This is a genomic window from Actinomadura sp. NAK00032, assembly GCF_013364275.1.
GTDB lineage: Bacteria > Actinomycetota > Actinomycetes > Streptosporangiales > Streptosporangiaceae > Spirillospora.
Window position 1 is genome coordinate 7,212,945 of the sequence record NZ_CP054932.1, and the last position, 25,643, is coordinate 7,238,587.

Annotated in this window: 21 protein-coding genes; 4 read left to right on the forward strand and 17 right to left on the reverse strand. The window is 74.3% G+C overall.

What is annotated here, in order from left to right; all coding sequences use genetic code 11:
• Positions 1-4: 4 nt before the first annotated feature.
• The 6 genes from HUT06_RS32950 to HUT06_RS32975 all read right to left on the reverse strand — a co-directional run bounded on the left by HUT06_RS32950 (position 5) and on the right by HUT06_RS32975 (position 6,817).
• Positions 5-1,789, reverse strand: a complete 1,785-nt coding sequence (locus HUT06_RS32950; protein ID WP_176199263.1) for an ABC transporter ATP-binding protein — start codon at positions 1,787-1,789, stop codon at positions 5-7.
• Positions 1,786-2,844 carry an iron-siderophore ABC transporter substrate-binding protein gene (locus HUT06_RS32955; protein WP_176199264.1) on the reverse strand — a complete coding sequence of 353 codons (1,059 nt, stop codon included), beginning with the start codon at positions 2,842-2,844 and terminating at the stop codon, positions 1,786-1,788. Before HUT06_RS32955 ends, HUT06_RS32950 begins: the two co-directional genes overlap by 4 nt.
• Before the next feature lie 84 nt (positions 2,845-2,928).
• Positions 2,929-3,798 (reverse strand): ABC transporter ATP-binding protein, encoded by an 870-nt coding sequence (locus HUT06_RS32960; RefSeq protein ID WP_176199265.1) that lies wholly within the window; start codon positions 3,796-3,798, stop codon positions 2,929-2,931.
• Complete coding sequence (locus HUT06_RS32965) at positions 3,795-4,865, reverse strand: iron chelate uptake ABC transporter family permease subunit (RefSeq protein WP_176199266.1); 1,071 nt, start codon at positions 4,863-4,865, stop codon at positions 3,795-3,797. Before HUT06_RS32965 ends, HUT06_RS32960 begins: the two co-directional genes overlap by 4 nt.
• Positions 4,862-5,932 (reverse strand): iron ABC transporter permease, encoded by a 1,071-nt coding sequence (locus HUT06_RS32970; protein ID WP_176199267.1) that lies wholly within the window; start codon positions 5,930-5,932, stop codon positions 4,862-4,864. Before HUT06_RS32970 ends, HUT06_RS32965 begins: the two co-directional genes overlap by 4 nt.
• Before the next feature lie 111 nt (positions 5,933-6,043).
• Positions 6,044-6,817 (reverse strand): phytanoyl-CoA dioxygenase family protein, encoded by a 774-nt coding sequence (locus HUT06_RS32975; RefSeq protein ID WP_176199268.1) that lies wholly within the window; start codon positions 6,815-6,817, stop codon positions 6,044-6,046.
• Positions 6,818-6,886: 69 nt separating this feature from the next.
• On the opposite strand from HUT06_RS32975, the gene HUT06_RS32980 reads away from it, so the two are divergent.
• Positions 6,887-7,819: a helix-turn-helix domain-containing protein gene (locus tag HUT06_RS32980; RefSeq protein WP_176199269.1), complete on the forward strand. Its 933-nt coding sequence runs from the start codon at positions 6,887-6,889 to the stop codon at positions 7,817-7,819.
• Between the two features lie 640 nt (positions 7,820-8,459).
• Here HUT06_RS32980 and HUT06_RS32985 read toward each other — a convergent pair.
• The 7 genes from HUT06_RS32985 to HUT06_RS33015 all read right to left on the reverse strand — a co-directional run bounded on the left by HUT06_RS32985 (position 8,460) and on the right by HUT06_RS33015 (position 14,626).
• Positions 8,460-9,020: a papain-like cysteine protease family protein gene (locus tag HUT06_RS32985; RefSeq protein WP_176199270.1), complete on the reverse strand. Its 561-nt coding sequence runs from the start codon at positions 9,018-9,020 to the stop codon at positions 8,460-8,462.
• A gap of 161 nt (positions 9,021-9,181) precedes the next feature.
• Positions 9,182-10,060 carry a helix-turn-helix transcriptional regulator gene (locus tag HUT06_RS32990; protein ID WP_176199271.1) on the reverse strand — a complete coding sequence of 293 codons (879 nt, stop codon included), beginning with the start codon at positions 10,058-10,060 and terminating at the stop codon, positions 9,182-9,184.
• Positions 10,061-10,172: 112 nt separating this feature from the next.
• Positions 10,173-10,838: a GntR family transcriptional regulator gene (locus HUT06_RS32995; protein WP_176199272.1), complete on the reverse strand. Its 666-nt coding sequence runs from the start codon at positions 10,836-10,838 to the stop codon at positions 10,173-10,175.
• A 34-nt stretch (positions 10,839-10,872) separates the two neighbouring features.
• Positions 10,873-12,060 (reverse strand): acyl-CoA dehydrogenase family protein, encoded by a 1,188-nt coding sequence (locus HUT06_RS33000; protein ID WP_176199273.1) that lies wholly within the window; start codon positions 12,058-12,060, stop codon positions 10,873-10,875.
• A 137-nt stretch (positions 12,061-12,197) separates the two neighbouring features.
• Positions 12,198-13,559 carry a M20/M25/M40 family metallo-hydrolase gene (locus HUT06_RS33005; RefSeq protein ID WP_176199274.1) on the reverse strand — a complete coding sequence of 454 codons (1,362 nt, stop codon included), beginning with the start codon at positions 13,557-13,559 and terminating at the stop codon, positions 12,198-12,200.
• 402 nt (positions 13,560-13,961) lie between these two features.
• Positions 13,962-14,285: an Lsr2 family protein gene (locus tag HUT06_RS33010; RefSeq protein ID WP_176199275.1), complete on the reverse strand. Its 324-nt coding sequence runs from the start codon at positions 14,283-14,285 to the stop codon at positions 13,962-13,964.
• 104 nt (positions 14,286-14,389) lie between these two features.
• Positions 14,390-14,626, reverse strand: a complete 237-nt coding sequence (locus HUT06_RS33015; protein WP_176199276.1) for a hypothetical protein — start codon at positions 14,624-14,626, stop codon at positions 14,390-14,392.
• A gap of 164 nt (positions 14,627-14,790) precedes the next feature.
• Here HUT06_RS33015 and HUT06_RS33020 point away from each other — a divergent pair, with 164 nt between their 5' ends.
• Positions 14,791-15,690, forward strand: a complete 900-nt coding sequence (locus HUT06_RS33020) for an alpha/beta fold hydrolase (RefSeq protein WP_176199277.1) — start codon at positions 14,791-14,793, stop codon at positions 15,688-15,690.
• 90 nt (positions 15,691-15,780) lie between these two features.
• Here the strand turns inward: HUT06_RS33020 and HUT06_RS33025 are convergent, their stop codons facing one another.
• The gene (locus HUT06_RS33025; protein WP_176199278.1) at positions 15,781-17,013 is read right to left on the reverse strand and encodes a serine hydrolase; all 1,233 of its coding nucleotides are present in this window, start codon (positions 17,011-17,013) and stop codon (positions 15,781-15,783) included.
• Positions 17,014-17,321: 308 nt separating this feature from the next.
• On the opposite strand from HUT06_RS33025, the gene HUT06_RS33030 reads away from it, so the two are divergent.
• Together HUT06_RS33030 and HUT06_RS33035 are read left to right on the forward strand one after the other, a co-directional pair.
• Positions 17,322-18,071 carry an ABC transporter ATP-binding protein gene (locus HUT06_RS33030; RefSeq protein ID WP_254715508.1) on the forward strand — a complete coding sequence of 250 codons (750 nt, stop codon included), beginning with the start codon at positions 17,322-17,324 and terminating at the stop codon, positions 18,069-18,071.
• 3 nt (positions 18,072-18,074) lie between these two features.
• On the forward strand, positions 18,075-20,603 hold the full coding sequence (locus tag HUT06_RS33035) for an FtsX-like permease family protein (RefSeq protein WP_176199279.1): 2,529 nt from the start codon (positions 18,075-18,077) through the stop codon (positions 20,601-20,603).
• A gap of 60 nt (positions 20,604-20,663) precedes the next feature.
• Here HUT06_RS33035 and HUT06_RS33040 read toward each other — a convergent pair whose 3' ends face one another.
• From HUT06_RS33040 to HUT06_RS33050, 3 genes are all read right to left on the reverse strand, one after another.
• On the reverse strand, positions 20,664-21,323 hold the full coding sequence (locus tag HUT06_RS33040) for a response regulator transcription factor (RefSeq protein WP_176199280.1): 660 nt from the start codon (positions 21,321-21,323) through the stop codon (positions 20,664-20,666).
• Positions 21,311-22,588, reverse strand: a complete 1,278-nt coding sequence (locus HUT06_RS33045) for a sensor histidine kinase (protein WP_254715509.1) — start codon at positions 22,586-22,588, stop codon at positions 21,311-21,313. The genes HUT06_RS33040 and HUT06_RS33045 overlap by 13 nt, the downstream gene beginning before the upstream one ends.
• 124 nt (positions 22,589-22,712) lie before the next feature.
• The gene (locus HUT06_RS33050) at positions 22,713-25,580 is read right to left on the reverse strand and encodes a LuxR family transcriptional regulator (protein ID WP_176199281.1); all 2,868 of its coding nucleotides are present in this window, start codon (positions 25,578-25,580) and stop codon (positions 22,713-22,715) included.
• Positions 25,581-25,643: the final 63 nt, after the last annotated feature.

The following is a 25,643-nucleotide window of genomic DNA, read 5'->3' on the forward strand; positions in this document are numbered from 1 at the left end:
CGGCTCAGCCCCCCGCCCGCCAGGCGCGCCACAGCCGCGCGTACCGGCCGCCGAGCGCCACCAGTTCGTCGTGGGTGCCCTGCTCCACGACGCGCCCGGCGTCGAGCACGGCGATCCGGTCGGCCGCCATGGCCTGGGTGAGCCGGTGCGCGACGAACAGCGTCGTGCGTCCCCGGCACGCGTCGAGGACGGCCCGCTCCAGCGCGGCGGCGCCCTGGCTGCCCGCCTCCGCGGTCGACTCGTCCAGCACCACGACCGGCGACCGGTTCAGCACCAGCCGGGCCAGCGCGAGCTGGGAGGCGCGGGTGGCGTCGAGGCGCTCGCCGCCCTCACCGACCGGGGTGTCCAGGCCGTCCGGCAGGGCGTCGACCCAGCCGTCCGCGCCGACCGTGCGCAGGGCGTCCCGCAGTTCGTCGCCGGACGCGTCCGGCGCGGCCAGCCGCAGGTCGTCGGCGAGCGGGCCGGAGAAGACGTGCGTCTCCTGCGTCAGGATGCTCACCAGGGCCCGCGCGCCCGCCTCGTCCAGGTCGGCGAGGTCGAACGGGCCGATGCGCACCGACCCGGCCTGCGGGGTCCCGATGCCCGCGATCAGCGCGGCCAGGGTGGACTTGCCCGCGCCCGTCGCGCCGACCAGCGCGAGCGAGCCGCCCGCCGGGATCGCCAGGTCGACGTCCCGCAGGACGGGCTCCTCGGAACCGGGATAGGTGAACGTCAGCCCTTCGACCGTGACCGGGTGGGACGCGGCGTCCGGCGCGGCGGGCGTGCCGCCCACCAGGCGCTCCTCGGCCGGCTCTCCCAGCACGCCGACGAGCCGGGTCAGGCTCGCGCCCGACTTCTGGGCCTCGTCGAAGGTGAACATGATGGAGCCCAGCGGGTTGAACAGGCGGTGGAACAGCAGCGGGGCCGCCGCGACCTCGCCCAGGCTGGCGGCGTCCGCCTCCAGCAGGGCGTACCCGACCGTGATGATGAGAGTGAGGCCGATGAACTCGGCGCGGTTCTCCCGGCCGACGAAGCGGCCGAAGAGGTGGAACACCTCGATGCCGAGGTCGCGCACCCGCCACGATTCGCGGGTCACCTTGGCGCGGAACGCGTCCTCCAGCCGGTACGCGCGGACGGTGCCGATCCCGTCCAGCCCGCTGATCAGCTCCTGCGCCCGGTCGGCCTGCGCCGCGCGCTGCCGCTGGTAGAGCGGCGCCGACCTCGGCAGGTACCAGCGCAGGGCGAGCGCGTAGGCGGGCAGCGCGCCCGCGCCCGCCAGGCCGAGCCGCCAGTCGAGGCCGAACATGCCGGCGGTGGCGATCGCGACCAGCACGCCGGCGGAGAAGACCGTGGGGACGGCCGTCCGGATGCCCTTGGACAGGACGGCGACGTCGTCGCCGACGCGGGAGAGCACGTCCCCCCGGCCGACCTGCTCGATCCGCGCGCTCGGCATGCCGAGCACCGACCGGACGGCGCCCTCCCGCAGCCGCGCGAGCAGTTGCGCGCCGAGCCGCCCGATCAGGTACGTCGACGCGGCGGTGGCCGCGGCGCCGAGCGGCGCGGCGGCCAGCAGCAGGGCCCCGATCGTGATCAGGATGGCGGGCGAGCCGCCCCCGGTCACCCCGTCGACCACCCGGCCGAGCAGGAGCACCGGCAGTACCTGGAGCGCCGCGCCCGCCACCGTGGCGAGCACCGCGGTGCCCGTCAGCCACGGCGTCTCGCGGCAGTGCGCCGCGACCCAGCGGGACGCCTCGCGCCCGGACGCCGTGCGCAGGGCGGCCGGGGCGAGGCGCGGGGCGGCGGTGGTCACTCCTGCTGGCCGACCGACTTGACGATCTCGTCGATCGCGTACGGCAGCGACAGCAGGGTGCCCTGCGACACGGCCGCGCCGACCGCCGGGCCCTCGCTGTCCAGCAGGTAGGAGACCTTGCCCTCCTTGACCGCGGGCAGGTTGGTGAACAGCTCGAACTTCTTCAGCGCCTCCTGGTCGGCCTTGTCGTTGATGACGAAGATGCGGTCGACGTCGATGAGGTCGATGCGCTCAGGCGACAGCACGGTGAAGAACTTGCCGCCGGCGATCTTGTCGATCTCCGTGGCGCCCTTGAAGCCGATGCCGGACACGATCCGGCCGCGCACGTCGGTGGTGGTGAACGGCGCCACGGAGTTCTTGTACCAGGACAGGACGACGGCGGTCTGGCCGGCGAACTCGGGGTGCGCCTTGCGGGCGGCGTCGAGCTTGCCCTGGATGTCGGCGACCATCTTCTTGCCCTCGGCCTCCTTGCCCAGGGCCTTGGCGATGTGCACCGCGTTGTCCTGCCACGGCGCGCTGAAGGGCTCCTTCTCGGCCTTGGTCCGGGCGACGGTCGGGGCGAGCTTGGAGAGCTTGTCGTAGGCGGCCTTGTCGATCTCGGAGTAGACCGCGATGATCAGGTCCGGCCGGAGCGCGGCGATCTTCTCGAAGTTCGGGCCGGAGTCGCCGTTGCTCATCACGACCTCGGGACGGGCGTCGCCCCACTTGTCCTTCACCCAGGGCCACTGGGTGTTGATGTCCGGGGTGGTGCCGGGCGGGTTCGGGTACTGGTCGACCATGCCGACCGGCTTGATGCCGAGCGCCAGCACGGCCTGGTCGTCGGTGTAGCCGACGGTGACGACCCGCTCCGGCGCCTTGGTGATCTCCGTCGAGCCGAACGCGTGCTCCACGGTGACCGGGAACACGCCGCCGGCACCGCCCTTGGCGCCGCCGTCCGACGCGTCGTCGGAGCTGGAGCCGCAGCCCGCGAGGAGTCCGGCGCTCAGGATCGCGGCGGACAGTACCGCCGCCCACCGCCGCAAGGATCTCGTCAGTGTCGTGGTGGGGAGGGGCATGCGACATCCTCGCTTTTTGTGCTGTCCGCTATGGCCCGATAAGGGCGGCCTTACCCTAGCACGATCAAATAAGGTTAGGCTAACCTAATCAGAGAGTCCGGGCCGGGCGTCCGGCAGGGCGTCCGGCAGGGCGTCCAGGACGACGTGGTTGCGGCCGATCGGCACGATGAGCGGCCGGTCCCCCACCGGGTCGTCGATCACCTCGGCGCGCAGCCCGAACGCCTCGTGCAGCAGCTCGGCGGTGATCACGTCGCGCGGGTGCCCCTGCGCGAGGATCGACCCGTCCCGCATCACCACGAGGTTGTCGCTGTAGCGCACGGCCAGGTTGAGGTCGTGCAGCACCATGACGACGGTGCGCCCCGCCTCGTGCAGGTCGTCCACCAGGTCGAGGACCTCGATCGCGTACGCCAGGTCGAGGTAGGTGGTCGGCTCGTCCAGCAGCAGCAGGTCGGTGCCCTGGGCGAGGATCATCGAGATCCAGACGCGCTGCCGCTGCCCGCCGGACAGCGCGTCCACCGGACGGTCCGCCAGGTCGGACACCCCGGTCATGGCCAGCGCGCGCTCCACCACGTCGGCGTCGTCGGACGACCACTGCCGCAGCCAGCCCTGGTGCGGGTGCCTTCCCCGCGCGACCAGGTCGGACACCGTCAGCCCCTCCGGTGCGACCGGCCCCTGCGGCAGCAGGCCGAGCTTCTTCGCCACGTCCTTCGTCCTCAGCTTGCCGATGTCGGCGCCGTCCAGCACGACCGAGCCCGCGGCCGGCCGGAGCAGCCGCGACAGGGTGCGCAGCAGCGTCGACTTCCCGCAGCCGTTGGGGCCGATGATCGTGGTGATCACGCCGGTGGGGATCTCCACGTCGAGCCCGTCGATGACCGTCCGGCCGCCGTACCCGACCGCCACCCCCCGGGCCGCGAGTCTCGCGGCCGGTTCACGATTCCCGCTCCGCACTGTCATGCCACCCGCCTCAGGTTCGCTCGCACCAGCAGATAGACGAGGAAGGGCCCGCCGATCGCGGCGGTGACCACGCCGACCGGGAGGGACACCGGCAGCGCCGTCCGCGCCACCAGGTCCGAGCCGATCAGCAGCAGCGCGCCCACCAGGCCGGAGGCGGCCAGCGGCGGCGTCGCGCACCGCGCCAGCCGCATCGCCGCCTGCGGCGCCACCAGCGCGACGAACGGGACCGGGCCCGCCGCGCTCACCGCCACCCCCGCCAGCAGCACCGCGCACAGCAGCATGACCGCCCGCACCAGCGAGTACCGGACGCCGAGGCCCGCCGCGACGTCGTCGCCGAAGTGCATCGGCCGGAACTGGAACGCCACGGCGGCCACGACGACCGCGAGGACGAGCGTGCCGACGAGCGCCACCCTGACCTCGTCCCACCCGCGGCCGTCCAGCGAGCCGATCAGCCACGCCTGCGCGCGTGCCACGTCGGTGATGTCGGCGGTGACCAGGAGCCATGTCGTGACCGCCTGCATGAGGGCGCTCACCGAGATGCCGATGAGGACGAGCCGGAAGCCGTCGATCCCGCGCCGCCACGCCAGCAGGTACACCAGCAGGCCGGTGCCGAGGCCGCCCGCGAGCGCCGCCGCGGGCAGACCCACCGAGCCGGCGATCGCCGCGGTGGTGCCGCCCGACACCGTCAGCAGCAGCACGGCGACCGCGCCGGCGCCCTGGGTGATGCCGAGGACGTCGGGGCTGGCCAGCGGGTTGCGCGCGATGGACTGCGTGATCGCCCCGGAGACGCCGAGCGCGATCCCCACGACGAGGCCGGCCAGCGCGCGGGGCAGCCGCAGATCCATGATCACGAAGCGGTCGTACCGCTCGCCGCCGCCGAAGATCGTGCCGATCACCCGGGGCAGCGCGATCGGGAAGTCGCCCGCGCCGACCGACAGGCAGAGGACAAGGAACGTTCCCGCCGCCAGCAGCGCCGTCACGAGGAGGGGCCAGGGGCGCCACACGAACGACATCCGGCCGAGCCGCACGCCGGGCGCCACCGGCCGCTTGACGTCCGTCCCGGTCATGCGCTCTTCAGCTTTCCGCGCCACACCAGCGCCGCGAAGAACGGGGCGCCGACCAGGGAGACGACGATGCCCGCGTCCAGCTCGCCGGGCCGGACGACCACGCGTCCGACGATGTCGCAGACCAGCAGGACGACGGCGCCAAGCAGCCCCGCGCAGGGCACCAGCCATCGGTAGTCCGGCCCGGTCAGATGGCGCGCCACGTGGGCCACCATCAGCCCGATGAACGCGATGGGGCCGCACGCGGCCGTCGCCGCGCCCGCCAGCAGGGTGATGGCGACGATGCCGACCGTCCGGCTCACCGCCGTGTTCACTCCCATCGCCCGCGCCACGTCGTCGCCCAGGTTGAGCAGGTTGACGGCGGGGAGCGTGGCCAGCGCCAGCACCAGGCCGACCGCGATGAACGCCGTCACCGGCCAGATCACGCGGAACCCGACACCCGCGACGGTGCCCGCGTTCCAGAACCGCAGCGCGTTGAGCGACTGCTGGTCCGACAGGGCGATCGCCGTGGTCATCGCGGCCAGGAAGACCGTGACGCCCTGCCCGGCCAGGGCGAGCGTCAGCGGGTTGCCGGCCCCGCGCCCGATGCTCGCCAGCCCGAACACCACGGCCCCGGCGGCCGCCGCGCCCAGGAAGCCGAACCACACGTACTGGAACGGGCTGGCGAGCCCGAACAGCGAGATCGCCGACACCACGGCGAAGGAGGCACCGGAGTTCACGCCCAGCAGTCCGGTGTCGGCGATCGGGTTGCGGGTGGCGCCCTGGATCAGCGCCCCCGCGACCCCGAGCGCCGCGCCCGCCACGATCGCGAGCACCGTCCGGGGCACCCGCACGGTCTGCACGATGAGCCTGATCTCGGTGAGCCGCTGGTCGGAGGAGCCGGGGGAGGCGAGCAGGCCGTCCCAGACCTCGCCGGGGCTCAGCGCCCGCGCGCCGACGGCCAGCGACCCCACCGCGGCGGCCGCGAGCAGCACGGCGAGCGCGGCCAGCCCCGCGATCCGCCGCCGGCGCGCGATGGCGGCCCCGGACGCGCGGCCGGACGCGGGCCGCCGCTCCATGACCGCGCTCATCCGCGCAGGCCGAGTCCGGCTAGCACCACTTTCCTCCGAAATCAGAACCGATTAAGGAGAGCCTAACCTAAACGGGATCATGGACTCCGGTCCGGGCGGCGGCGATCTGCGTCACCCCCACGGCCTCGGGAAGTCGTCACCGTCCAGCCGGGCGCCCTCAGTCAGCCCCAGGTGGTCGGTCACGGGGTGCGGGGCGCCGCTGAAGACGGTCTTGTCGTCCATGTAGATGACGACGTGCGCGAGCCTCGCCAGATCGGTCGTGTTGGGCAGGGCCATATGGCCGGTGTAGCCGCTGTGGAAGGTGCAGTCCCCGGCCCGGAGAGGGATGGTCACGCGCGGGATCCATCGCAGTTCCGGGTCCGCCTCGAACAGGTCTCCCTCCTCGTGGAGGTCCTGGGCGCGCAGGCCGCTGCGGGTCTGGGTGCCGGGCAGGAACGTCATGCAGCCGCGCTCGGGCGGGACGTCCACCAGCGCGATCCACGCCGAGAGCGGGAGCCGGTCATCGGTGTGCGGCCAGTACGGCCGGTCCTGGTGGAACTCGGTGGCGGTGTTGCTGTGCGGCTCCTTCACCAGCATCTGGTCATGCCACAGCCGCAGCGGGAACCCGGCGAGCTGCTCGGCGACCCGGCCGAGCCGCCGGTCGAACGTGAGGTCCCGCATGGTCTCGTCGCGCCGCCACACGTTGACGAGCTGGCTGAAGGCGCCGCCCTTCTCCAGGCTCTCCCCGCGATGGGTGTCGAGGAACGCCTCCGCGCCGGCTCTGAAGCGCTCGACCCGCTCGCGGCCGAGCATGCCCCGGACTCGGACGAATCCGTTCTCGCGGTAGCTGCTGACGAGGTCGTCGGAGAGGCGCCCGTCCGGGCCGATGTCCGTCTGTTCGCTCATGTGGAAAGCCTCGCAACGGCGGGCGGGACCGGCTAGGCCGATGTCGTCCTGCAGTCGTACGATTCCGACATGACCACGGTGCTGCACGAGCGGGCGCTGTTCGCGGACGGGCCGATCTGGGGAGGCGTGCAGCGGCTCTCCTCGGACGTCGAGGCCCACGCGCACGACTTCGTCGAGATCGCCGTCATCGGGCCCGGCCGGGGCACGCACGTGACCGCCCGGGGCGGGCACCGGCTGCGGCACGGCCAGGCCGTCGTGCTCCGGCCGGGCGCGTGGCACGGCTTCGAGGGCTGCGCCGGTCTCGTCGTCGCCAACTGCTGCGTGTCGGCCAAGGCGCTGCGCTCCGACCTGGAGGGGATGATGCGCGTCCCGGCGCTGCGGCGGCTGCTGTGGACCGAGCCCGTCGCCTCCGGCTCCCGGGGCGTGGCGGTCACCGCCCTCGGGCCGGACGCCGCCGACGAGGCCATCGACCAGATCCGGCTGCTCGAAGCCGACCTGTCGGGGGCCCGGCCCCGCACCGGCCGCGCGCTCGGCCGGCTCGTCACCGTCCTCGGCGTCCTCGCCGACGCGGGCGCCCCCGGCGCCGCCGGGCCCGGCATGCACCCGGCGGTCGCCGCCGCCATCGCGCGGATGGAGGCGGCGCCCGCCGAGGCGTGGCGGCTGGACGGCCTCGCACGCGCCGTCAACCTCGACCCCGACTACCTGGGGCGGCTGTTCGTCCGGCACGTGGGGGCGTCGCCGCTCGGCCACCTGGCCCGGATCAGGGCGGAGCGGGCCGCCGACCTGCTCGCCCACTCCGACCTCCCGGCCGCGCGCGTCGGCGCGGCCGTGGGCTGGGACGATCCGACCTACTTCGCGCGGCGCTTCCGCGAACTCGTCGGCCTGACCCCGACCGCGTACCGGCGGACGGCCAGGCCGCCGGCGGCGGTGGCGAGCAGCAGTCCGCCGAGGACGGCGGGCACCTGGCTCCCACCGGAGCCGCCGTCCTCCGCGGGGCCGTAGCCGCCCGCCATGCCCTGCCGGTCGTAGGACGAGCCCGGCATGCGGTCGCCATAGCGCTCGCCGACCGCCCGCTGGTAGTCCGCCAGCGAGACGGACGCCGCGCCCGTCATCTGCCGCGCCTCGGTGTTGAGGGGGTGGATCCGGCCGTTCCGCAGCGCGTACCAGGCGTTGACCTGCGGTTCGCGGAAGACCGTGCCGCTGTTGCGGGCGTAGGTCTCCTCGTCCGCGCCGGAGGCGATGTTGGCCAGCCGCCACGTGCCGTTCTTGCGGACGGCCCACACCGACGCGTGCTGACCGTCCGTCGAGACCGCCTCGGTGGCGAGGAACGACAGCCGCGCGACGGTGCCGGAGGCGCCGGTGACGAAGCCCGGGTTCAGGTCGTACACGGGCACGGTGGGGCCGGTCAGTTCGGGCGCCATCCGCTTCGCCGCGGCGGCGCCGGCCTTGTCCGTCCTGCCCCGTCCGGCGAAGAAGCGCGCGACGGTCGGGGACGCCTCGGCGGCGACCTGCCGGGCGGCGGCCAGGTCGGCCGCCGGCGGCGGGGCGGGGACGGGGGACGCGGCCATCGCCGGCGCCGCCGTGCAGACCGCGATCGCGCCGCCGAGCGCGAGACCGGTGAACAGTTTCATCTCACGCCTCCTCATGCGCCGATGTAGTCGAGGGAATGGGTCCAGAAGAAGGTGCCGTTGCTGACGTAGTAGTCGTAGGACGACCAGTTGTAGCGGTAGTCCGACGGCCAGGGATTGCCCCAATAGACCATGTTCGAACTGTCGTCGTAGCCGTACAGGACCTCCATGTGCCCGCCGCCGCTCGTCCATTGGATGCGGGCTATCACGGGCCGCCGCGCGTCGATCTCGCGGACGATCGCCCAGTAGTAGAGATGGGCGTACACGTAGTTGCCGGGGCTGATCCCGATCTTGCGGAACGCCGTCTGGTCGTCGGCGAGCGTTGCCTGGCTGTTGGGGCAGGACGAGTTCATCGACCGGTTGAAGGCGAGGTTGCAGAACTGGTTCTGGGTGTAGTTCCGGCCCATGAAGGCGGCCACGGTGTTGCCGGACGCGGCCCAGCACCAGTTGGACATCTGCTGCGCCTGCATCGAGATGTCCAGGCGCAGGGCGGCCGCGTCGGCGGTGCCGGGCACGGCCGCGGCGGTGAGGGCCAGCGCGCACACGGCGGCGCGCAGGCCGGAGCGAAGATGCATGGAAACGCACTCCTCCGGGGACGGGGTGGGGGTTCTTCGGACGTCCGGAGAACGTCAAATGAATGGTCGTCCTGCAGCGGATGGGAAACAACCCTTACCATCCCGGAGGCATTTCAACGTATACGCGGCTATAAATTGGAAACGGCGGCCGAGAGGGCGCCTCAGTCCCATTCCCAGCGGATGCCGTGCACGCCGGGCCGCACATCGGCCTCGGCCATGTGGACGGCCCGCCAGTCCGACAGCGGCAGCTCCCGCACGTCGGTCGGGGGCGTCACGGTGTTCGGCTGCCAGACGCGGTGGCAGCGGGCCGGGAGGGCGTCCGGCTCGAAATGGACGTGCAGCAGGTACATGTGCATGGGGTGGCGGAACCACCGGTGGTAGAACGTGGCCTCGGGCCCGCCGCCGCTGTACCCGAACTCGTAGTCGACCATGCAGGTCTCGTCGCGCCGCAGCGGGCGCTCGAACAGCAGCTCCACGGCGGTGACCCCGGCCGCCGCGTCGGTGCGGACCTGGCCGAGCCGGCAGTGGGACGCCCGGCGGATGTCGGGCAGCATCTCCTTCTCGCAGTGGTACACGGCCACGTGCCGGTCGACGCCGTCGGTGCGCGCCTGGAACACCGCCCGCGTGCGCACCGACCGCTCGTCCCGGCCGGCGCCGACGCGGACCGTCTCGTCGCAGCTCAGCCAGCGCAGCTGGCCGTCCACCGGGTTGCGGATCTGGCCGAGCAGCAGGTCGACGCTGGCGTGCACCTCGCTGACGTCGCGGTACGCCAGCGCGCCCGGCACGTTGTGGGCCCACCGGCCGCGCGGGCGGCGCGGCCCGAGCAGCGCGGTCAGGGACTCCGGCGGCACTTCGAGGATCTCCTCCAGCGCCCGGACGGCCGACACCCGCTCCGGGCGGCACCTGCCCCGCTGCCAGTTGCTGAGGCTCGCGACGCTGACCTGGATCCCGCGTTCGGCGAGCCTGGCATGGAGCCGTTCCAGCCCGAGTCCGCGCGTCTGGATCGCCGTCCGCAGCGCGCTTTCGAACGAATCCGCCATCGCCGGATCCTCCTGCTGGGAACCTGCCCGACGACTGGAGACCGTCGGGGGCCGGGGTAGCAGTGAGGAACGTAATGAGTCGCCGTCCAATAGTCCAGGACTCGCGCGCCGGTCAGCCGTCCGGCGGGGCCAGGACGGCGCGCAGGACGTCCAGGGCGCGCTCCCGGTGCGCGTCGAGTTCGCGGACGAGCCGGTCGGCGTCCCCGGCGCGGACCGCCTCGATGATCCGGTCATGCGCGTCCACCGAGGCCGCGCGCTCCTCGGGGTCGTTGTAGTACATGGCCCGGTACACCTCGGTGGAGTCCCAGAGCAGCCGGATCAGCCGCAGGACGTGCGGCTGGCCGGGCGTCTCCAGGACGGCGAAGTGGAACGCGCGGTTGGCGGCCAGTTCGGCGGCGACGTCCCCGGCCGCGGCGGCCTCGGCGCAGGCGCGGGCGGCCTCGCCGATGCGCCGCAGCGCGGCGCCGTCCAGCAGCGGGAGCGCGTGCCGGGCCGCGCGCTCCTCCAGGATCTTGCGCAGCGCGTAGATCTCGCTGAGGTCCGCGTACTGGAGTTCGGTGACGACGTACCCGCGCCGGGGCCGGTAGGTGAGCTGCCCCTCCTCCGCCAGGACGCGCAGCGCCTCCCGCACCGGCGCGACGCTCAGCCCGACCTGCGCGGCGATGTCCTCCTGATTGACCCGCTGACCGGGCCGGACGTCCCCGGACGCGATGCGGCGGCGCAGCGCGTCGACGGCGTGCTGCTGGGCCGTGGGCACCGTGGCGCGGGGATCTTTCACCGGGCCGAGCCTGGCCTGGCCGCGGGCGCGCCGGTCACCGGAACGCCTGGACGCCGGTGAGGGCGCCGCCGATCACCAGGGCGTGGACGTCCGCCGTCCCCTCGTAGGTGACGACCGACTCCAGGTTGTTCATGTGCCGGATCACCGGATACTCCAGCGAGATCCCGTTGGCGCCGAGCACCTGCCGGGCGCTGCGGGCGACGTCCAGCGCGGCGTTGACGTTGCCGAGCTTGCCCATGCTGACCTGTTCGGGACGCAGCCGCCCGGCGTCCTTGAGCCGGCCGAGGTGCAGGGCGAGCAGCGTCGCGCGGTTGACCTCCAGCGCCATGTGGGCGAGCTTCTGCTGCTGGATCTGGGTGCCCGCGATCGGCTTGCCGAACGCGGTGCGCTCCCCCGCGTACTTCAGCGCGGCCTCGAAGCAGGCCCGCGCCGCCCCGGCCGCGCCCCACACGATGCCGTAGCGGGCCTCGTTCAGGCACGACAGCGGGCCCCGCAGGGACGACACCTCGGGCAGGACGGCGTCCGCCGGCAGCCGGACGCCGTCCAGCACCAGCTCGGAGGTGATCGAGGCCCGCAGCGACAGCTTCCTGCGGATCTCCGGCGCGGTGAACCCCGGCGTGCCGGCCGGGACGAGGAAGCCGCGGACGCCCTCGTCCGTGCGGGCCCACACCACGGCCACGTCCGCGATCGAGCCGTTGGTGATCCACATCTTGCGGCCGTCGAGGATCCAGTCGCCGCCGTCGCGGCGCGCGCGGGTGCGCATCGCGCCCGGGTCGGAGCCCGCGTCGGGCTCGGTCAGCCCGAAGCAGCCGACGGTCTCCCCGGTCGCCATCCCGGGCAGCCAGCGCCGCTTCTGCTCCTGCGAGCCCCACCGCCAGATCGCGAACATCGCGAGCGACCCCTGGACGGACACCATGCTGCGCACCCCACTGTCGCCCGCCTCCAGCTCCATGCAGGCCAGGCCGTACGCGGTCGCGCTGGTGCCCGCGCAGCCGTACCCCTCCAGGTGCATGCCGAGGACGCCCAGCGCGCCCAGCTCGCGCGGCAGGTCGCGCGGGACGGCCGCCTCCTCGAACCAGTCGCCGGCGTGCGGGACGACCCGGTCCTCGACGAAGCCGCGGACGGTGTCGCGGATGTCGCGCTCCTCGTCCGACAGCAGGCCGTCGATGTCCAGGAAGTCCAGGGGGCGGAGCTCCACCGCCCGGTCGGACGCGCTGGTCATGGCCGTCACATCCCCTCGCGACGCGAAATCTTCGAAAATCGAAGAACCGATGGTCGCACACGACCGGGCGTCCTGCCAAAGGTGCCCGCCGCCCGGACGCGGGCGGCGGGCACGTGCGGTCGTGCTCCTTACCGCGCCTACTTGCGGCGCGCCACGTCGTAGGCGGCGCAGCCGATCAGTTCGAGGGAGACCTGGAGCCGCTCCAGGCTGATGTTCTCGGCGATCGTGTCCTGCGGGGTGTGGTAGATCGGCTCCAACCGGCTGGGCGCCTCGCCGCCGCGCCAGCTGAAGTTGCCCGCCGGGATACCGCGCTCGTGGAACGCCTCGTGGTCGCTGGAGCCGCGAGCGGTCGGCCCCTCGGTCTGGTCGACGTACCCGAGGCGGCGCGCGGCGGCGTTCACCGCGGCCGTGGTGGTGTTGTCGGCGCCGTCCACCGACAGGAGCCAGTACGTCCCCGCGGGCGGATGGCTGGTGGCGACCATGTCGTTCTGGAAGCAGCCGGTGATCCGCGCGACCTCCGCCTCGTCGAGCCCCTTCACGTAGTGCCGAGCGCCGACCAGGCCGCTCTCCTCCGCGCCCCACAGGCAGACGCGCACGGCCTGCTGGGTGGGCAGCCGCCTCAGGACGCGCGCCAGCTCCAGGCACAGCACGGTGCCGCTGCCGTCGTCGTTGGCGCCGGGCGAGCCGGGGACGCTGTCGTAGTGCGCGCTGACGATCACGGCCTTGCCCCCGGGGTCGGGCAGCGTGGCCCTCCGCTCGGCCAGGACGTTGTACGAGGTCAGCCCGGTGTGATGGGTGACCTCGAACGACAGGCGCCGGGCACCGGCCCGGATCCGCTCGCCGTGGTACTCGGCCAGGCCCAGCACGGGGATCGCGACCGGCTCCTTCAGGTTCGGGACGAAAGAGCCGGGCTTGCGCTCCGGGTAGGTGGTCGAGCGCGCGTTGACGATGAGGGCCGCCGCGGCGCCCGCGCCGGCCGCCGCCTCGGCCTGCTCGGTCTCCTGGCCGGTGACGCGGTCGAACAGCACGAGCTTGCCGCGCACGTCGCCGGTGACCTCGGTGACCGGGCCGACGTCCACGACCGCCCCGCGAGCGGAGGCGACGGCGCCCTGCGGGGACGCGCTGCACTGCCAGCGCCGCTCGCCCTTGGCGCGGATCTCCGCCAGGTACCTGTCGGCGACCGGGAAGGGCTGCAGCTCGACCTTGTACCCCAGGTCGCGCAGCTGCCCGGCGATGTAGTGGGCGGCGCGGTGCTCGGCGCCGGTGCCGGCGACGCGCCAGCCGATCTCATCGCTGAGCACCCGCAGGTGCCGCAGCGCCCGGCGCGCGTCGACGCGGGCGACCACGGCCCGGTCGCCGGCGGTGAGGGAGGGCGGCCGGACGGCACCGGGCCGCTGCCGGGTCGCGGCGGCGGCGGTGCCGGGCAGCAGGCCGGCCGTCGCGAACCCGGTGAAGGCCGCGGCTCCGGCCAGCAGATCACGGCGTTTGACCTCGGACATGGCGTCTCCTCAGGGAGCTCGGGGCGCCGTCCCCGCCCGGTTCGGATCGCGAAACCGGACAGACGCGGCACGACACGGACTTCCACCCCCGTTCGGGCGAACCTATGAAAAAGCCTCACCCACAACAAGAATGGCACGATAACCCGCAACCTGATCGTGATCATGTACCGCGCAGCTGATCACCAGATCACCATTCCCCGGACGAGCAGATGATCACATCGTCCAAAAAAGTGAGCCTGGCTATTCAACTGGACCGCCCCGCGGCCGAACGGCCCGCACCGGCCGTCCGAGCCGCTCAGCCGGGTCGACGCCGCCCAGCTCCCGCAGGGAGGACTCGGCCCCTGTGGAACATCGCCGCACAAGCCGGCGCCCGCCGGAGCGCCGACCATTCGCGGGCGGTCGTCAGTGCGCGGCCTCGTACTGGGCGATGACCGTGGCGGGGATGCGGCCGCGCTCGTTGATCTCGATGCCCTGGTCCTTCGCCCACTGGCGGATCTCGGCACCGCGCTCGCGGCCGTGGGCGGCGCGGGCCGGAACCGCGCCGCGGGTGCCCTTGAGCCGGCGGCCGCTCTCCATGTAGCTGTGCAGCGTGCTGCGGAGCTTGCGGGCGTTGTCCTCGCTGAGGTCGATCTCGTACGTCCTGCCGTCGATGGCGAACGACACCGTCTCGGCGGCCTCGCCGCCGTCGAGGTCGTCCGTCATGATGATGCGAACCTTCTGCGCCACGTGCGTTCCCCGTCTTGTCGTTTTCCTGGTGCCCCCTGACCGTAGCCGATTCGGGCCCTCGATGATCCGGCGGGGAAAGGCGCGCGCCGCCCGGCCGGGCGATGTTACAGGTAACCGAATGGGCGGCCCGCCACCCGGCGGCCGGACGTGCGGGCGAAGACGCCGTCGCGGGTCGTCGCCGCGCCGAGCGTGTTGAACTCGCCCCGGGCGGACGGCTCCACGAACTGCTCCCGCTGCTCGGCCGCGCCGAACCGGTGCGGCAGTTCGACGAAGAGCGCGGTCGAAGCCGGTCCGGGCCCGCTCCCTGCGGTGGCGGTCACGGCGGCGGGGCTGTCCCCCATGCGAGCTACAGGCGATTGTCAACCACGCGGTGATGATCTAGCAGGGGCCGAATCCATAGCGTTCTCAATGTCGGAAGCGACACCGGCGCCGCGAAATTCCCTTCGCGGAGGAGTTCAGTCGGCGAACCATTCCTCGGCATTCGATTTTCCCCTTGGAGGACGTCATGATCCGCACGCTCACGAAGACCGCCGCGATCGCGGCCTGCTGCGCCGTGGCCGCCGCCGGGCTCACCGGCTGCGACGACGACTCGGGCGCGTTCCCGTTCGACTCCCCCGAACCGCGCAAGACCGCCGACGCGTTCACCGGCACCAAGAAGATCAAGGTCGCCGGCCGGTCGGTGAACGTGTCCTGCGCGGGCGGCCCGGCCAAGGACGAGCCGGTGATCGTCCTGATGGCGGGGCTCGGCGACGGGCTCGGCAAGATGGCCGCCCTCCAGAAGACCCTGAGCGAGGAGAACCGGGTCTGCTCCTACGACCGGCTCGGCGAGGGCGCGAGCGAGGCGCCGAAGGGCCCGCAGAGCTTCGCCGACACGGGGAAGGTGCTGAGCGGCGTCCTCGACCGGGTCGCCGGCGACGGCCGGGTGGTCCTGGCCGGGCACTCGCTGGGCGGGATGATCGCCGCCAGGTACGCCCCCGACCACAAGGACCGGGTCAAGGGCCTCGTCCTGATGGACGCCACCTCGCCGACACCGGTCGCCGACATCGAGAACGTGATCCCCGAGTCCGCCACCGGCCCGGGGGCGCAGGTGCGCGCGGAGACCCTCGCGGTGAACGGGGGCAAGAATGCCGAGAAGCTCGTCATCACCGACGGGAAGGTCCGCTCCGCCGGGAACATCCCGGCCGAGGTGATCCGGCACGGGAAGCAGTACCTCGCGGCCGTCCCCCAGTACGGGCCGGCCCTGGAGCGCGGGTGGACGGCCGGCCAGCGCAAGTGGCTCGGCGTCTCCAAGCGCGCCAAGCTGAGCACCGCCACCGGCAGCGAGCACTACATCTACGTCGACCGGCCCGACCTCGCCGTCAAGGCGATCCAGCGCGTCACCGCGCAGGCCGCGACGGCGGCGTGACCCATGCCGCCCCGCGCACACGGACGCGCCGGTGGCGTCCCCCCGAGGGACGCCACCGGCGCGGGCGGTGCGGTCACTTGCGGATGGCCGCTACTTGCAGATGGCCGTGTCGACCAGCTTCGAGATCTGCGTCATCTTGGCCAGCGCGTCCTTCTGCATGGCCTCCATCGAGTCCTGCTTGGCGATGATCGCGCTCGGCAGCGCGTTGACGATGACCGTGACCTCGCGGCCGTCGGTCGTCACGCCGCCGCGGGACTCGTAGCCGTGGATGTCGCCGCCGTGGCCCCAGATCTTGGTGCAGGACAGCGTGGTCTGGTCGAGGCCGAGCCCGAACACGGTGTCCGGCATGTCGCCCGGCGACTCCATCGTCTTCTGCATCTCCGCGAGCTGCGCGGCGGGCATCAGCTTGCCGCCGACCAGGGCGCCGAAGAAGCGGTTGAGGTCGCGCGGGGTGGAGATCACCATGCCGGCGGCGCCGGAGATCGACGGGTCCATCTCGGTCGCCTTCGTCAGCTTGCCGCCGGGCGGCGCGATGTACCCCTCCATCCGGGGCTTGCGGACGTCGGTGTCGCCGGGCTTCGGCCAGTAGGTCTGCTTGAGGCCGATCCGGTCGATGACCCGCTCGGTGACCGCCTCGCCGACCGGCTTGCCGGTGAGCTTCTCGACGAGCATCCCGGCGAGGACGTAGTTGGTGTTGCTGTACTCGCGCTTCTTCCCGACGGGGAACAACGCCTTCATCTTCAGCGCGGGCCGGAGCAGGTCCTGCGCCGTGTAGGTCTTGTTCGGGAGCGTGTCGGTCGTCGGGACGAGGGCCTGCGTGTAGTCGGGGATCCCGCTGGTGTGCCCGAGCAGGTGCCGGATGGTGATCTTCTTGCCGTCCCAGTCCGGGCCCTTCGCGATTCCCGGCAGGTAGGTGTCGATCGGCTCGTCCAGCTTCGCCTTCCCCTCGCCGACCAGTTGCAGGACGGTCGCGGCGACGAAGCTCTTGGTGTTGCTGCCGACGCGCACGTAGCCGTTCTTCGGGGGCGCGTCGCCGGACTCGCGGTCGCCGACGCCGGCCGAGTAGTCGCGGACCTCGCCGTCCGCGCCCTTGACGGAGACCAGCACGCCGGGGAAGCCGGCCTTCACCACCTTCTGCATCGCCGCCAGCACCGCGACTTCGTTCTTGGCCGTGCCGATCTCCGCCTCGGCGTCGGCCTTGTCGCCGGTGGCGCAGCCCGCGAGGGCGAGCGCGGCGGCCGCCGCCACGGCGGCGAACCGCACCGGCCTGCGGCGGCGTGCGGACGGGACGCCGGGACGGGCGGGCGGGAAGTACTCGGACACCTGTTCTCCTCAAAACCACCTGGTCGGTGGGAGCGGGGGACGTTTCTCAGGGAAGCCTCAAGAATGGCGATCCGCAGGTGCCCGATTCCATAACGCGCACAGGAAGAAACAGGGTGTAGCCAGCACCACCATCCCGGTACAGCGGGCACGACCGGGCAGGCGGCTCCCCTGGGGCCGGTAGCGCCTGCACTACCGCCGCATGGGCAACTGGCTGCATTGCCGCGGGTGAGGCGGCGTTCCTAGCGTCGTGGGGCACTCGAACGAGACCGATTCCCCCCGGAGGACTGCTCCCGATGTCAATGCCCCCCGTGGACGACGTAGTCCACATCGAACGCGTCAGCAAGACGTACGGCGACGAGAATCCCGTCGCCGCGCTCGCCGGCGTCGACGCCCGGTTCCGCCGGGGGACGATGACCGCGGTGATGGGGCCGTCCGGCTCCGGGAAGAGCACGCTGCTGCACTGCGCGGCGGGGCTGGACCGGCCGTCATCGGGACGGGTCGTGATCGGCGACACCGACCTGTCGACGATGTCGGAGAAGGAGCTGACCATGCTGCGGCGCAGCAGGATCGGCTTCGTCTTCCAGGCGTTCAACCTGATCGGCGCGCTGACCGTGGAGCAGAACGTCCTGCTGCCGTCGCGGCTGGCGGGCGTCCGCCCGGATCCGGCGTGGGTCACCGAGGTGATCGAGCGGGTGGGGCTGGCGCACCGGCTCGGGCACCGTCCGGCGGAGCTGTCCGGCGGCCAGCAGCAGCGGGTCGCGATCGCCCGCGCGCTCGTCACCCGGCCTGAGGTGATCTTCTGCGACGAGCCGACCGGCGCGCTCGACACGACGACCGCGGCGGAGGTGCTCGCGCTGCTGAGCGCGGCCGTCGAGCAGTCCGGGCAGACGATCATCATGGTGACGCACGACCCGGTCGCCGCGTCCTACGCCAACCGGGTCATCGTGCTGGCGGACGGCAAGATCGTGCGGGACATGCCGCAGCCCGGCGCCCCGCGCATCGCCGAGGAGCTGGCGATGCTCGGCCGCCGCAAGCCCGTCGCGGTCCAGGAGGGCTGAGCGGTGCTGCTCCTCGCCCTGCAGATGCTGCGGTACCGGAAGGGCACCTTCGTCGCGACGTTCATCGCGCTGTGCGCCGGCGTGCTGGTCCTCACCGTGTGCGGCGTCCTCACCGAGTCGGGGCTGCGCTACAACGGGCTGCCGCAGCGGTATTCGGACGCGCTCGCCGTCGTCGCCAAGCGCGACCTCACGGTGGCCGGTCCCGAGAAGTTCGGGGAGCGCGAGACCACGAAGCTCGTGCTGCCCGAACGCGGCGGAGTGCCCGAGTCGCTGGTCGCGCGGATCGCCGCGGTCCCCGGCGTGAAGCAGGCCGTGGCCGACCGGTCGGTCACGGTCGCGCTGCCGGCGGCGGCGTCCGTCCCCACGCTGGGCCACGGCTGGGCCAGCGCCGCGCTGGGCCCGCACCGCATGGTGTCGGGCGCACCGCCGCGCGCCGACGACGAGATCGCGGTAGACGCCCGTCTCGCCGCGGCCGGGAAGCTGAAGCCCGGCGCCGCCGTGCAACTCCTCGCCGGCGGGGCCGCCCACCCGGTCCGGGTGAGCGGCGTCGTCGACACCGGCGACGCGAAGGGGACGAGCGCGGCGCTGTTCTTCACCGACGCGCGGGCCGCCGCGCTCGACCCGCACCCGGGCCGCGTCGACGCGGTCGGGGTGCTCGCCGCGCCGGGCGCCGACCGGGAGGCGGTGACCGCGAAGGTCGAGCGCATCGCGGGCGCCGCCCAGGCCAAGGCCTACACCGGCGACGAGCGGGGGCTCGCCGAGGAGCCCGAGGCCGCCGCCGCCAAGGAGATGACCATGCAGGCCGGCGCCGCGTTCGCCGGCTACGCCGTGATGATCATCGTGTTCGTCGTCGCGGCCACGGTCGGCCTGTCGGTGCGGCACCGCCGCCGCGACATCGCGCTGCTGCGGGCGATCGCGGCGACCCCGGCGCAGGTGCGCAGGCTCATCCTCGGCGAGGTGGGGATGCTGGCCGCGCTCGCCGCGGTCGTGGGCGTCCCGGCCGGCTTCGCCGCCACCCTCTGGATCCGCGACCAGCTCGTCGACCGGGGCTTCGTGCCGGAGTCGTTCGAGGTGCGCGGCGGCGCGCTCGCCGCGCTCGCGTCGATCGCGGCCGTGGCCGTCGTGGCGCTGCTCTCGGCACTGGTCGCGGCGCGCCGCACCACCGCCATCCGGCCCACCGAGGCGCTCGGCGAGGCCGCCGTCGAGACGTCCCTCGGCGGCAGGTTCCGGATCGTGTCCGGCGCGGTGTGCCTCGTCGGCGCGGTGGCGATGATCGGGCTCACCGGCACCGCGACCGGGCAGACCGCCATGGGCGTCGCGTTCGGCATGCTGATCGCGTTCGTGGTGGCGGTCGCGCTGCTCGCGCCGTGGATCAACCGGGCCGCCGCGCAGGTCCTCGGCCCGGTCCTGCGGACCGTCTGGGGCGACAGCGGGTACCTGGCCGCCGCGAACCTGCACGGCAACGCGCGCAGCATGGTGGCGGTGCTGACCGGGCTCGTCCTGTCGGTGGGGCTGGGCGGCACCGTCTGGTTCCTGCAGGACAACCTCGACCGGCAGACGGTCGCGCAGAGCCGGGACGGCACGATCGCGCAGCACGTGCTGGCCGGCGCCGCCGGGCTGCCCGCGTCGGCCGCCGAGGACGCGCGCCGCGTCCCGGGCGTGCTCGCCGCGACCGGCGTGCGCCGCACGTCGGTCATCGCGCCGACGGACATCGAGCCCATGACGTTCGTCGCGCAGGGCGTCGACCCGCAGGGCGTGGAGAAGACCCTGGACCTCGGCGTCAAGTCGGGACGCCTGGGCGACCTGCGCGCCGGCGCCGTCGCCGTGTCGACCTCCCTCGCCGGCCAGAACGACCTGCGGGTCGGCAAGGACGTGAAGCTGTGGCTCGGCGACGGCACGCCGGTCACGCTGCGGGTCGTGGCGACCTACGACCGCAACTTCGGGTTCGGGGACGTCACGCTGGCCAACGAGACGCTCGCCGGGCACACCGCGACCGGGCTGAACGACCACGTGCTGATCCGCACCGCGCGGGGCGTCGACTCGGGGGCCGCGCTGAAGGGGCTCGCGGCGAAGTACCCGGCGAGCGCCGTGACCGGCACGAGCGAGCTCAACGGCGAGCTGGCCAAGGACCTCGCGATCAGCGCGTGGCTGAACAAGATGCTGATCGCCGTCCTGGTCGGCTACGCGGTGCTCGCCGCCGCCAACACGCTGATCATGGCGGGGCTGTCGCGGGCCCGGGAGCTGTCGCTGCTGCGGCTGGTCGGGCTGACCCGCGGCCAGGTGCGGCGGATGGCCTACGCCGAGCAGTCCGTCCTGCTCGGGGTGGCGCTCGCGATCGGCGTGGGGATCGCGGCGGTCACGCTGTCCTCGGTCGTCAACGCGCTCGCCGGGCAGCGCGTCCCGTACGTCCCGGCCGCCGGGTGGATCACCATCGTCGGCGGGACCGTCCTGCTCGCGCTGGTCGCGACCGTCCTGCCGATCGTGCGGCTGATGCGGACACCGCCCGTCGAGGGCATCGGCATCCGCGAGTAGGCAGAGCCCCCGCGTCCCGGCCGCGCGCCGCCGGGACGCGGGTTCCGCCCGCTCGGCCTCCTAGCCGCGCCGCCTGGTGTCCTCCAGGTAGCGCAGGACGGCGGCGACGCGGCGGGAGACGCGGTCGGTCGGGGCGAGGTCGAGCTTGGCGAAGATGTTGCGGATGTGCTTGTGGACGGCGCCGTCGGTGACGACGAGCCGCTCGGCGATGGCGGTGTTGCCGAGCCCCTCCGCCATCAGCGCGAGCACGTCGCGCTCCCGGCCGGTCAGCCGCTCCAGCCCGGTGTCGGCGCGGCCGCGCGTGATGAGCTGCGTGACGACCTCGGGGTCGATGGCCGTGCCGCCCTCGGCGACCCGGCGCAGCGCGACCAGGAACTGCTCGACCCGGCCGATCCGCTCCTTGAGCAGGTACCCGAGCCGGTCGGCGCCCCCGGCGAGCAGCTCGCTCGCGAACGCCTGCTCGACATGGGCGGACAGGACGAGGACGGCGAGCCCGGGCCGCCGGCGCCGCGCCTCGACCGCCGCCCGGATCCCCTCGTCGGTGTGGGTCGGCGGCATCCGGACGTCGACGATGGCGACGTCCGGGCGGCCCCGCTCGACCGCGTCGAGGAAGGCGTCCGGGCCGTCGGCGGCGGCCACCACGTCCAGGGACTCGGCGCGCAGCAGCGCCGCCATGCCCTCGCGCAGCAGCGGGTCGTCCTCGGCGATCACGATCCGCACGGCAGCTCCATCCGGAGAACGGTCGGCCCGCCGGGCGGGCTGGTCAGGGCGAGGGTGCCGTCGTGCGCCTCGATCCGGCTGCGGATGCCGGCGAGGCCGGAGCCGGCGCGCTCGTCCGCGCCGCCGGCGCCGTCGTCCTCGACGCGCAGCAGCAGCCGGCCGCCGCTGCGGCGGACGACCACGGCGGCCTGCCGGGCGCCGCTGTGCCGGGAGATGTTGGTGAGCGCCTCGGCCGTCACGAAGTAGGCGGTCGCCTCGACGGACACGGCGCAGCGGCCGGGGATGTCCACGTCCACCCGGCAGGGGACGCCGCAGTCGGCGGCGAGGCCGTCCAGGGCGCGCGCGAGCCCGCGGTCGGCGAGGACGGGCGGCAGGATGCCGCGCACGACCGCGCGGAGCTCGGCCAGCGCCTGCTCGGCGGCGTCCTGCGCGCGTTCCAGCAGGACGTCCGCCTCGGCCGGGTCGCGGGCCACCGCGCGGCGGGTCGCGCCGATCAGCATGGACACGGCGACCAGCCGGCTCTGCGCCCCGTCGTGCAGCGAGCGCTCGATGCGGCGCAGCTCGGTCGCGTGGGCGTCGAGCGCGGCGGCGCGGGTGACCGACAGCTCGGCGACGCGCAGCGACAGGTCGGCGTCGGGCGGCGGCGCCAGCAGGCGCCGGCCCGGCCACGCCTGCAGCCGGGCCGTGCCCGGCCCGACGATCACGAACGCGACGGCCAGCAGGACGCCGAACGCGGCGACCGCGAGGGCGTCGCGCTCGCGGTGCACCGTCCAGAAGACCAGCGTCGGGGCCGCGTTGTCCGCCGGCAGCAGCCGCCACCACAGCGGGTACGTCACGTTCTGCAGGGCGTTGACCGCCAGGGTCGTCCCGACCATGCCGAGGAACAGGCCCGCCGTGCCGTGCACCGCGAGCCAGCCCAGGTCGCGCCGCAGCACCGGATCGGTGCGGACCGCCCCCGGCCGGCTCGGCGCGGGCCCCATCGGGATCAGCTCGGGGCCCGACCGCGACAGCCGCGCCCGCTCCCGCTCGGCGACGGCCCGGACGATCCGCGGCCAGACCGGCGCCAGCGGCCGACCGGCGCCCACCGCGTACAGCGGCGCGGCCAGCAGGAACGCCAGCAGGGCCGCGAACGACAGCAGGGCCGTGGCCAGCCCCCAGACGAGCTGCTCGAGCGCGTCCAGCACGGCGCGGGCGTGCCGCACGGCGATCCGCCGCCGGGTCCGCCGGGCGCCGGCCGCGTTCGCGTGATCCGCCAGAGTACGCACGCGGTGACACTATGACACCCAAACGATCTTTGCGCCGGGGTCCGCCGGATCGTCTCGGTCAGTGGGACTCGGGGAGACTCGCCGGGACCCGCCGAGACGCGCCCAGAGTGCCCGGAAACGTCCGCTACGCTCCGGACGCGTGCGGCTGCAGCTGCTTGCGCGAGGTCACGTCGAGCTTGGCGAAGATCTTGCGCAGGTGCCACTCGACGGTGCGGGGGCTGATGAACATCCGCGCGCCGATCTCGGGGTTGGTCAGCCCCTCCCGGACCAGCCGGACGATCTGCGCCTCCTGCGCGGTGAGCTCGCGGCCGGTGTCGGCGGCGCGCCTGCGGACGTGCTCCCCGGTGGCCGACAGCTCCCGGGCGGCCCGCTCGGCGAAGGCGCCCATGCCCATCTCGGTGAACGCCTCGTGCGCGGTCCGCAGCTGCTCGCGGGCCGGCCGCCGGTGCCGCCCGCGGCGCAGCCATTCGCCGTAGAGCAGGTGGGCGCGGGCCAGCTCGCCGCGCAGCCGGGTCCGGCCGAGCCGGTCGATCGCCTCCCGGTAGTCCTCCTCGGCGGTGGCGCCGGTGCCGGTGAGCGCCCGCGAGCGCGCGTGGAGCCCGAGCGCCCAGTCGGTGCCGGCGGTCCGCGCGAGGACCTCCAGCCGGCGCAGCGGGGCGGCGGCCCGCTGCGGCGCGCCGCCCCGCACGGCGGCCTCGACGCACTCGGGCAGCACCCACGTCTCGGTGGCCACGTCCGCCGGGCCGTCCCCCGCGCACCCGGCCGCGGCGGCCAGCGCGTCCTGGTACCGGCCGAGCCCGTTGCAGAGCACGGCGGTGGCCCAGGCGCCGAGGACGGGCCCGTGCCCGTCGCCGCGGGAGGCGGCCTCGGCGGCGACGGCCTTGGCCAGCGCCGCCGTCCCCGCCTCCCGGCCCTGCCAGGCGGCCAGCATCAGCGCGCCGTAGGGCGACCGCGCGTTCCCGGTCGCCTCGGACACCGTCTCCGCCTCGGCGACCAGCGCCGCCGCGGCGGCCAGGTCGCCGCCGAGGACCTTCGCGGCGATCCGCGCGGTCAGCGCCAGCGGCAGCTCCCCGGCCCGGCCCGCTCCCCGGACGAGCCGGACGTACCGGTCGGTGAGCGCGTCCCACGTGCCGTAGTCCCACAGCGTCGCGGCGGCCACGCCGGCGAGCCAGCCCCACTGGAGGCCGTCCTCGTCCGGCAGGTTCGGGGCGCGGAAGGCGTCGGCCGCCGTCCGCAGCGCGGCCGCCCCCGCGGCGAGGCCGTCGGTGAGGCAGCGCGCCATCCCGTCCAGGAGCAGGTCGCCGGGGCGCGGCGGGGCCGGCGGGGGCGGCGCCGACCGCGCCGCCGCTGCCGCCGCCGCCGGAGCCTCGCCCGCCGGCCCGCCGGCGAGGATCGCCGCGCCGATCGCCTCCAGGTGGGCGTCGCGGGCGAGCGGCGCGTCCTGCGGCCGGAGCCGCAGGGCGGCGCCGAGCAGCAGCGGGGCCGCGGCGCCGGGGTCGGCGGTGACCGCGATCCGGGCGCGCAGCAGCTCGGCCCGGCCGCGCCGGCCCCGGTCGAGCGTGCCCGCCTCGGCGATGGACAGCATCCGCGACGCGGCGCGCGCCGCCCCGGCCTGGTGCGCCGCCTGCGCCGCGGCCAGGGCGCGGTCCCGGCGCCGGGCCGGGTCCGGGGTCAGCTCGACGGCGCGGGCCAGGAACGCCGCCGCCGCGGCCGCGCCGCCGCGCGCGCGGGCCCGGCCGACCGCGTCCTCCAGCCCGGCCGCGAGGTCCTCGGCGGGGGTGGCGGCGGCCTGCGCGGCGTGCCAGGCGCGCCGGTCCGGGTCGGCACCGGGGTCGGTGACCTCGGCCAGCACGCCGTGCGCGCGGCCGCGCTCCTGCGGCGACGCCGTCCAGTAGGCGGCCGAGCGCACCAGCGGATGCCGGAACCGGACCCGGTCGCCGATGCGGCACAGCCCGGCCGACACCGCCGGGGTCACCGCCTCGATGGCGATGCCGAGCCGGTCCGCGGCGCGCCACAGCGGCACCGGGTCGCCGCCCGGCTCCGCCGCCGCCACCAGCAGCAGCATCCGCGTGCCGGGCGCGAGCCGCGCCACCCGCCGCCGGTAGATGTCCTGGATCCGGCCGTCGGTGGCGCCGGGGCCGGGCGGGCCGAACCCGCCCGCGAACTCCGCCGCCGACGCCTCACCGGCCATCTCCAGCAGCGCCAGCGGGTTGCCGCCCGTCTCGTCGGCGATCCGCTCCAGCACCTGCGCGTCCCAGGGGCCCGGCACGGCCGCCGTCAGCAGCGCCCGCGCGTCCTGGACGGCCAGCCCCGCGACGACCAGCTCCGGCAGCCCCGTCAGCGCGGGCGCCGAGCCGGGCACGCGGTTCGCCAGGACGATCGCCACCGCGTCGTTGCGCAGCCTGCGGGCGGCGAACGCCAGGACCTCCAGCGACGCGGAGTCGAGCCATTGGGCGTCGTCCACGAGGCACAGCAGCGGCCGTTCCCGCGATGTCTCCGCCAGCAGCCCGAGCACGGCCAGCCCGACGAGGAAGTGGTCGGGCTCGGGGCCCGCGCTCATGCCGAACGCGGTCCGGAGCGCGTCGCGCTGCGGCGCGGGCAGGCCGGCGAGCCGGTCGGCCATCGGCGCGCACAGCCGGTGCAGCCCGGCGAACGCCAGCTTCATCTCCGCCTGGACGCCGGCGACGCGCGAGACCTCGAACCCGCGGGCCCCGGCGGCCAGGTGGTTCAGCAGCGCCGTCTTGCCGACGCCCGGCTCGCCGGTCAGCACCAGGGCCCGGCTCTCGCCGCCGCGGGCGGCATCGAGCACCTCGGCGAGCCTCGCGCGCTCCTCCCGGCGCCCCTGCAGCACCTGGCGGGAACCGCCGTCACCCCAGCTGACCTGCACGTCCGAGGCGACCGCGGGGAGGTCCGCCCGCACGCGGACGAGCCCCCGCCGTCCCGTCCGCGGCTCCAGTGGCGACTCGGCGTCAGGCCGTTCGTCCACCGTCATCAGGCTCATGCTGTCCACAAGGCTGCACCTCCGCCATCCCCACTCCGGCCACCCCGTCTGGAC

Coding starts and splice junctions, on each gene's coding strand:
- HUT06_RS32955 (WP_176199264.1), bottom strand. CDS start 2,844: ATGCCCCTCCCCACCACGACACTGACGAGATCCTTGCGGCGGTGGGCG.
- HUT06_RS32970 (WP_176199267.1), bottom strand. CDS start 5,932: ATGAGCGCGGTCATGGAGCGGCGGCCCGCGTCCGGCCGCGCGTCCGGG.
- HUT06_RS32975 (WP_176199268.1), bottom strand. CDS start 6,817: ATGAGCGAACAGACGGACATCGGCCCGGACGGGCGCCTCTCCGACGAC.
- HUT06_RS33000 (WP_176199273.1), bottom strand. CDS start 12,060: ATGACCAGCGCGTCCGACCGGGCGGTGGAGCTCCGCCCCCTGGACTTC.
- HUT06_RS33020 (WP_176199277.1), top strand. CDS start 14,791: ATGATCCGCACGCTCACGAAGACCGCCGCGATCGCGGCCTGCTGCGCC.
- HUT06_RS32985 (WP_176199270.1), bottom strand. CDS start 9,020: ATGCATCTTCGCTCCGGCCTGCGCGCCGCCGTGTGCGCGCTGGCCCTC.
- HUT06_RS32960 (WP_176199265.1), bottom strand. CDS start 3,798: ATGACAGTGCGGAGCGGGAATCGTGAACCGGCCGCGAGACTCGCGGCC.
- HUT06_RS33050 (WP_176199281.1), bottom strand. CDS start 25,580: ATGACGGTGGACGAACGGCCTGACGCCGAGTCGCCACTGGAGCCGCGG.
- HUT06_RS32965 (WP_176199266.1), bottom strand. CDS start 4,865: ATGACCGGGACGGACGTCAAGCGGCCGGTGGCGCCCGGCGTGCGGCTC.
- HUT06_RS32980 (WP_176199269.1), top strand. CDS start 6,887: ATGACCACGGTGCTGCACGAGCGGGCGCTGTTCGCGGACGGGCCGATC.
- HUT06_RS33005 (WP_176199274.1), bottom strand. CDS start 13,559: ATGTCCGAGGTCAAACGCCGTGATCTGCTGGCCGGAGCCGCGGCCTTC.
- HUT06_RS33015 (WP_176199276.1), bottom strand. CDS start 14,626: ATGGGGGACAGCCCCGCCGCCGTGACCGCCACCGCAGGGAGCGGGCCC.
- HUT06_RS32990 (WP_176199271.1), bottom strand. CDS start 10,060: ATGGCGGATTCGTTCGAAAGCGCGCTGCGGACGGCGATCCAGACGCGC.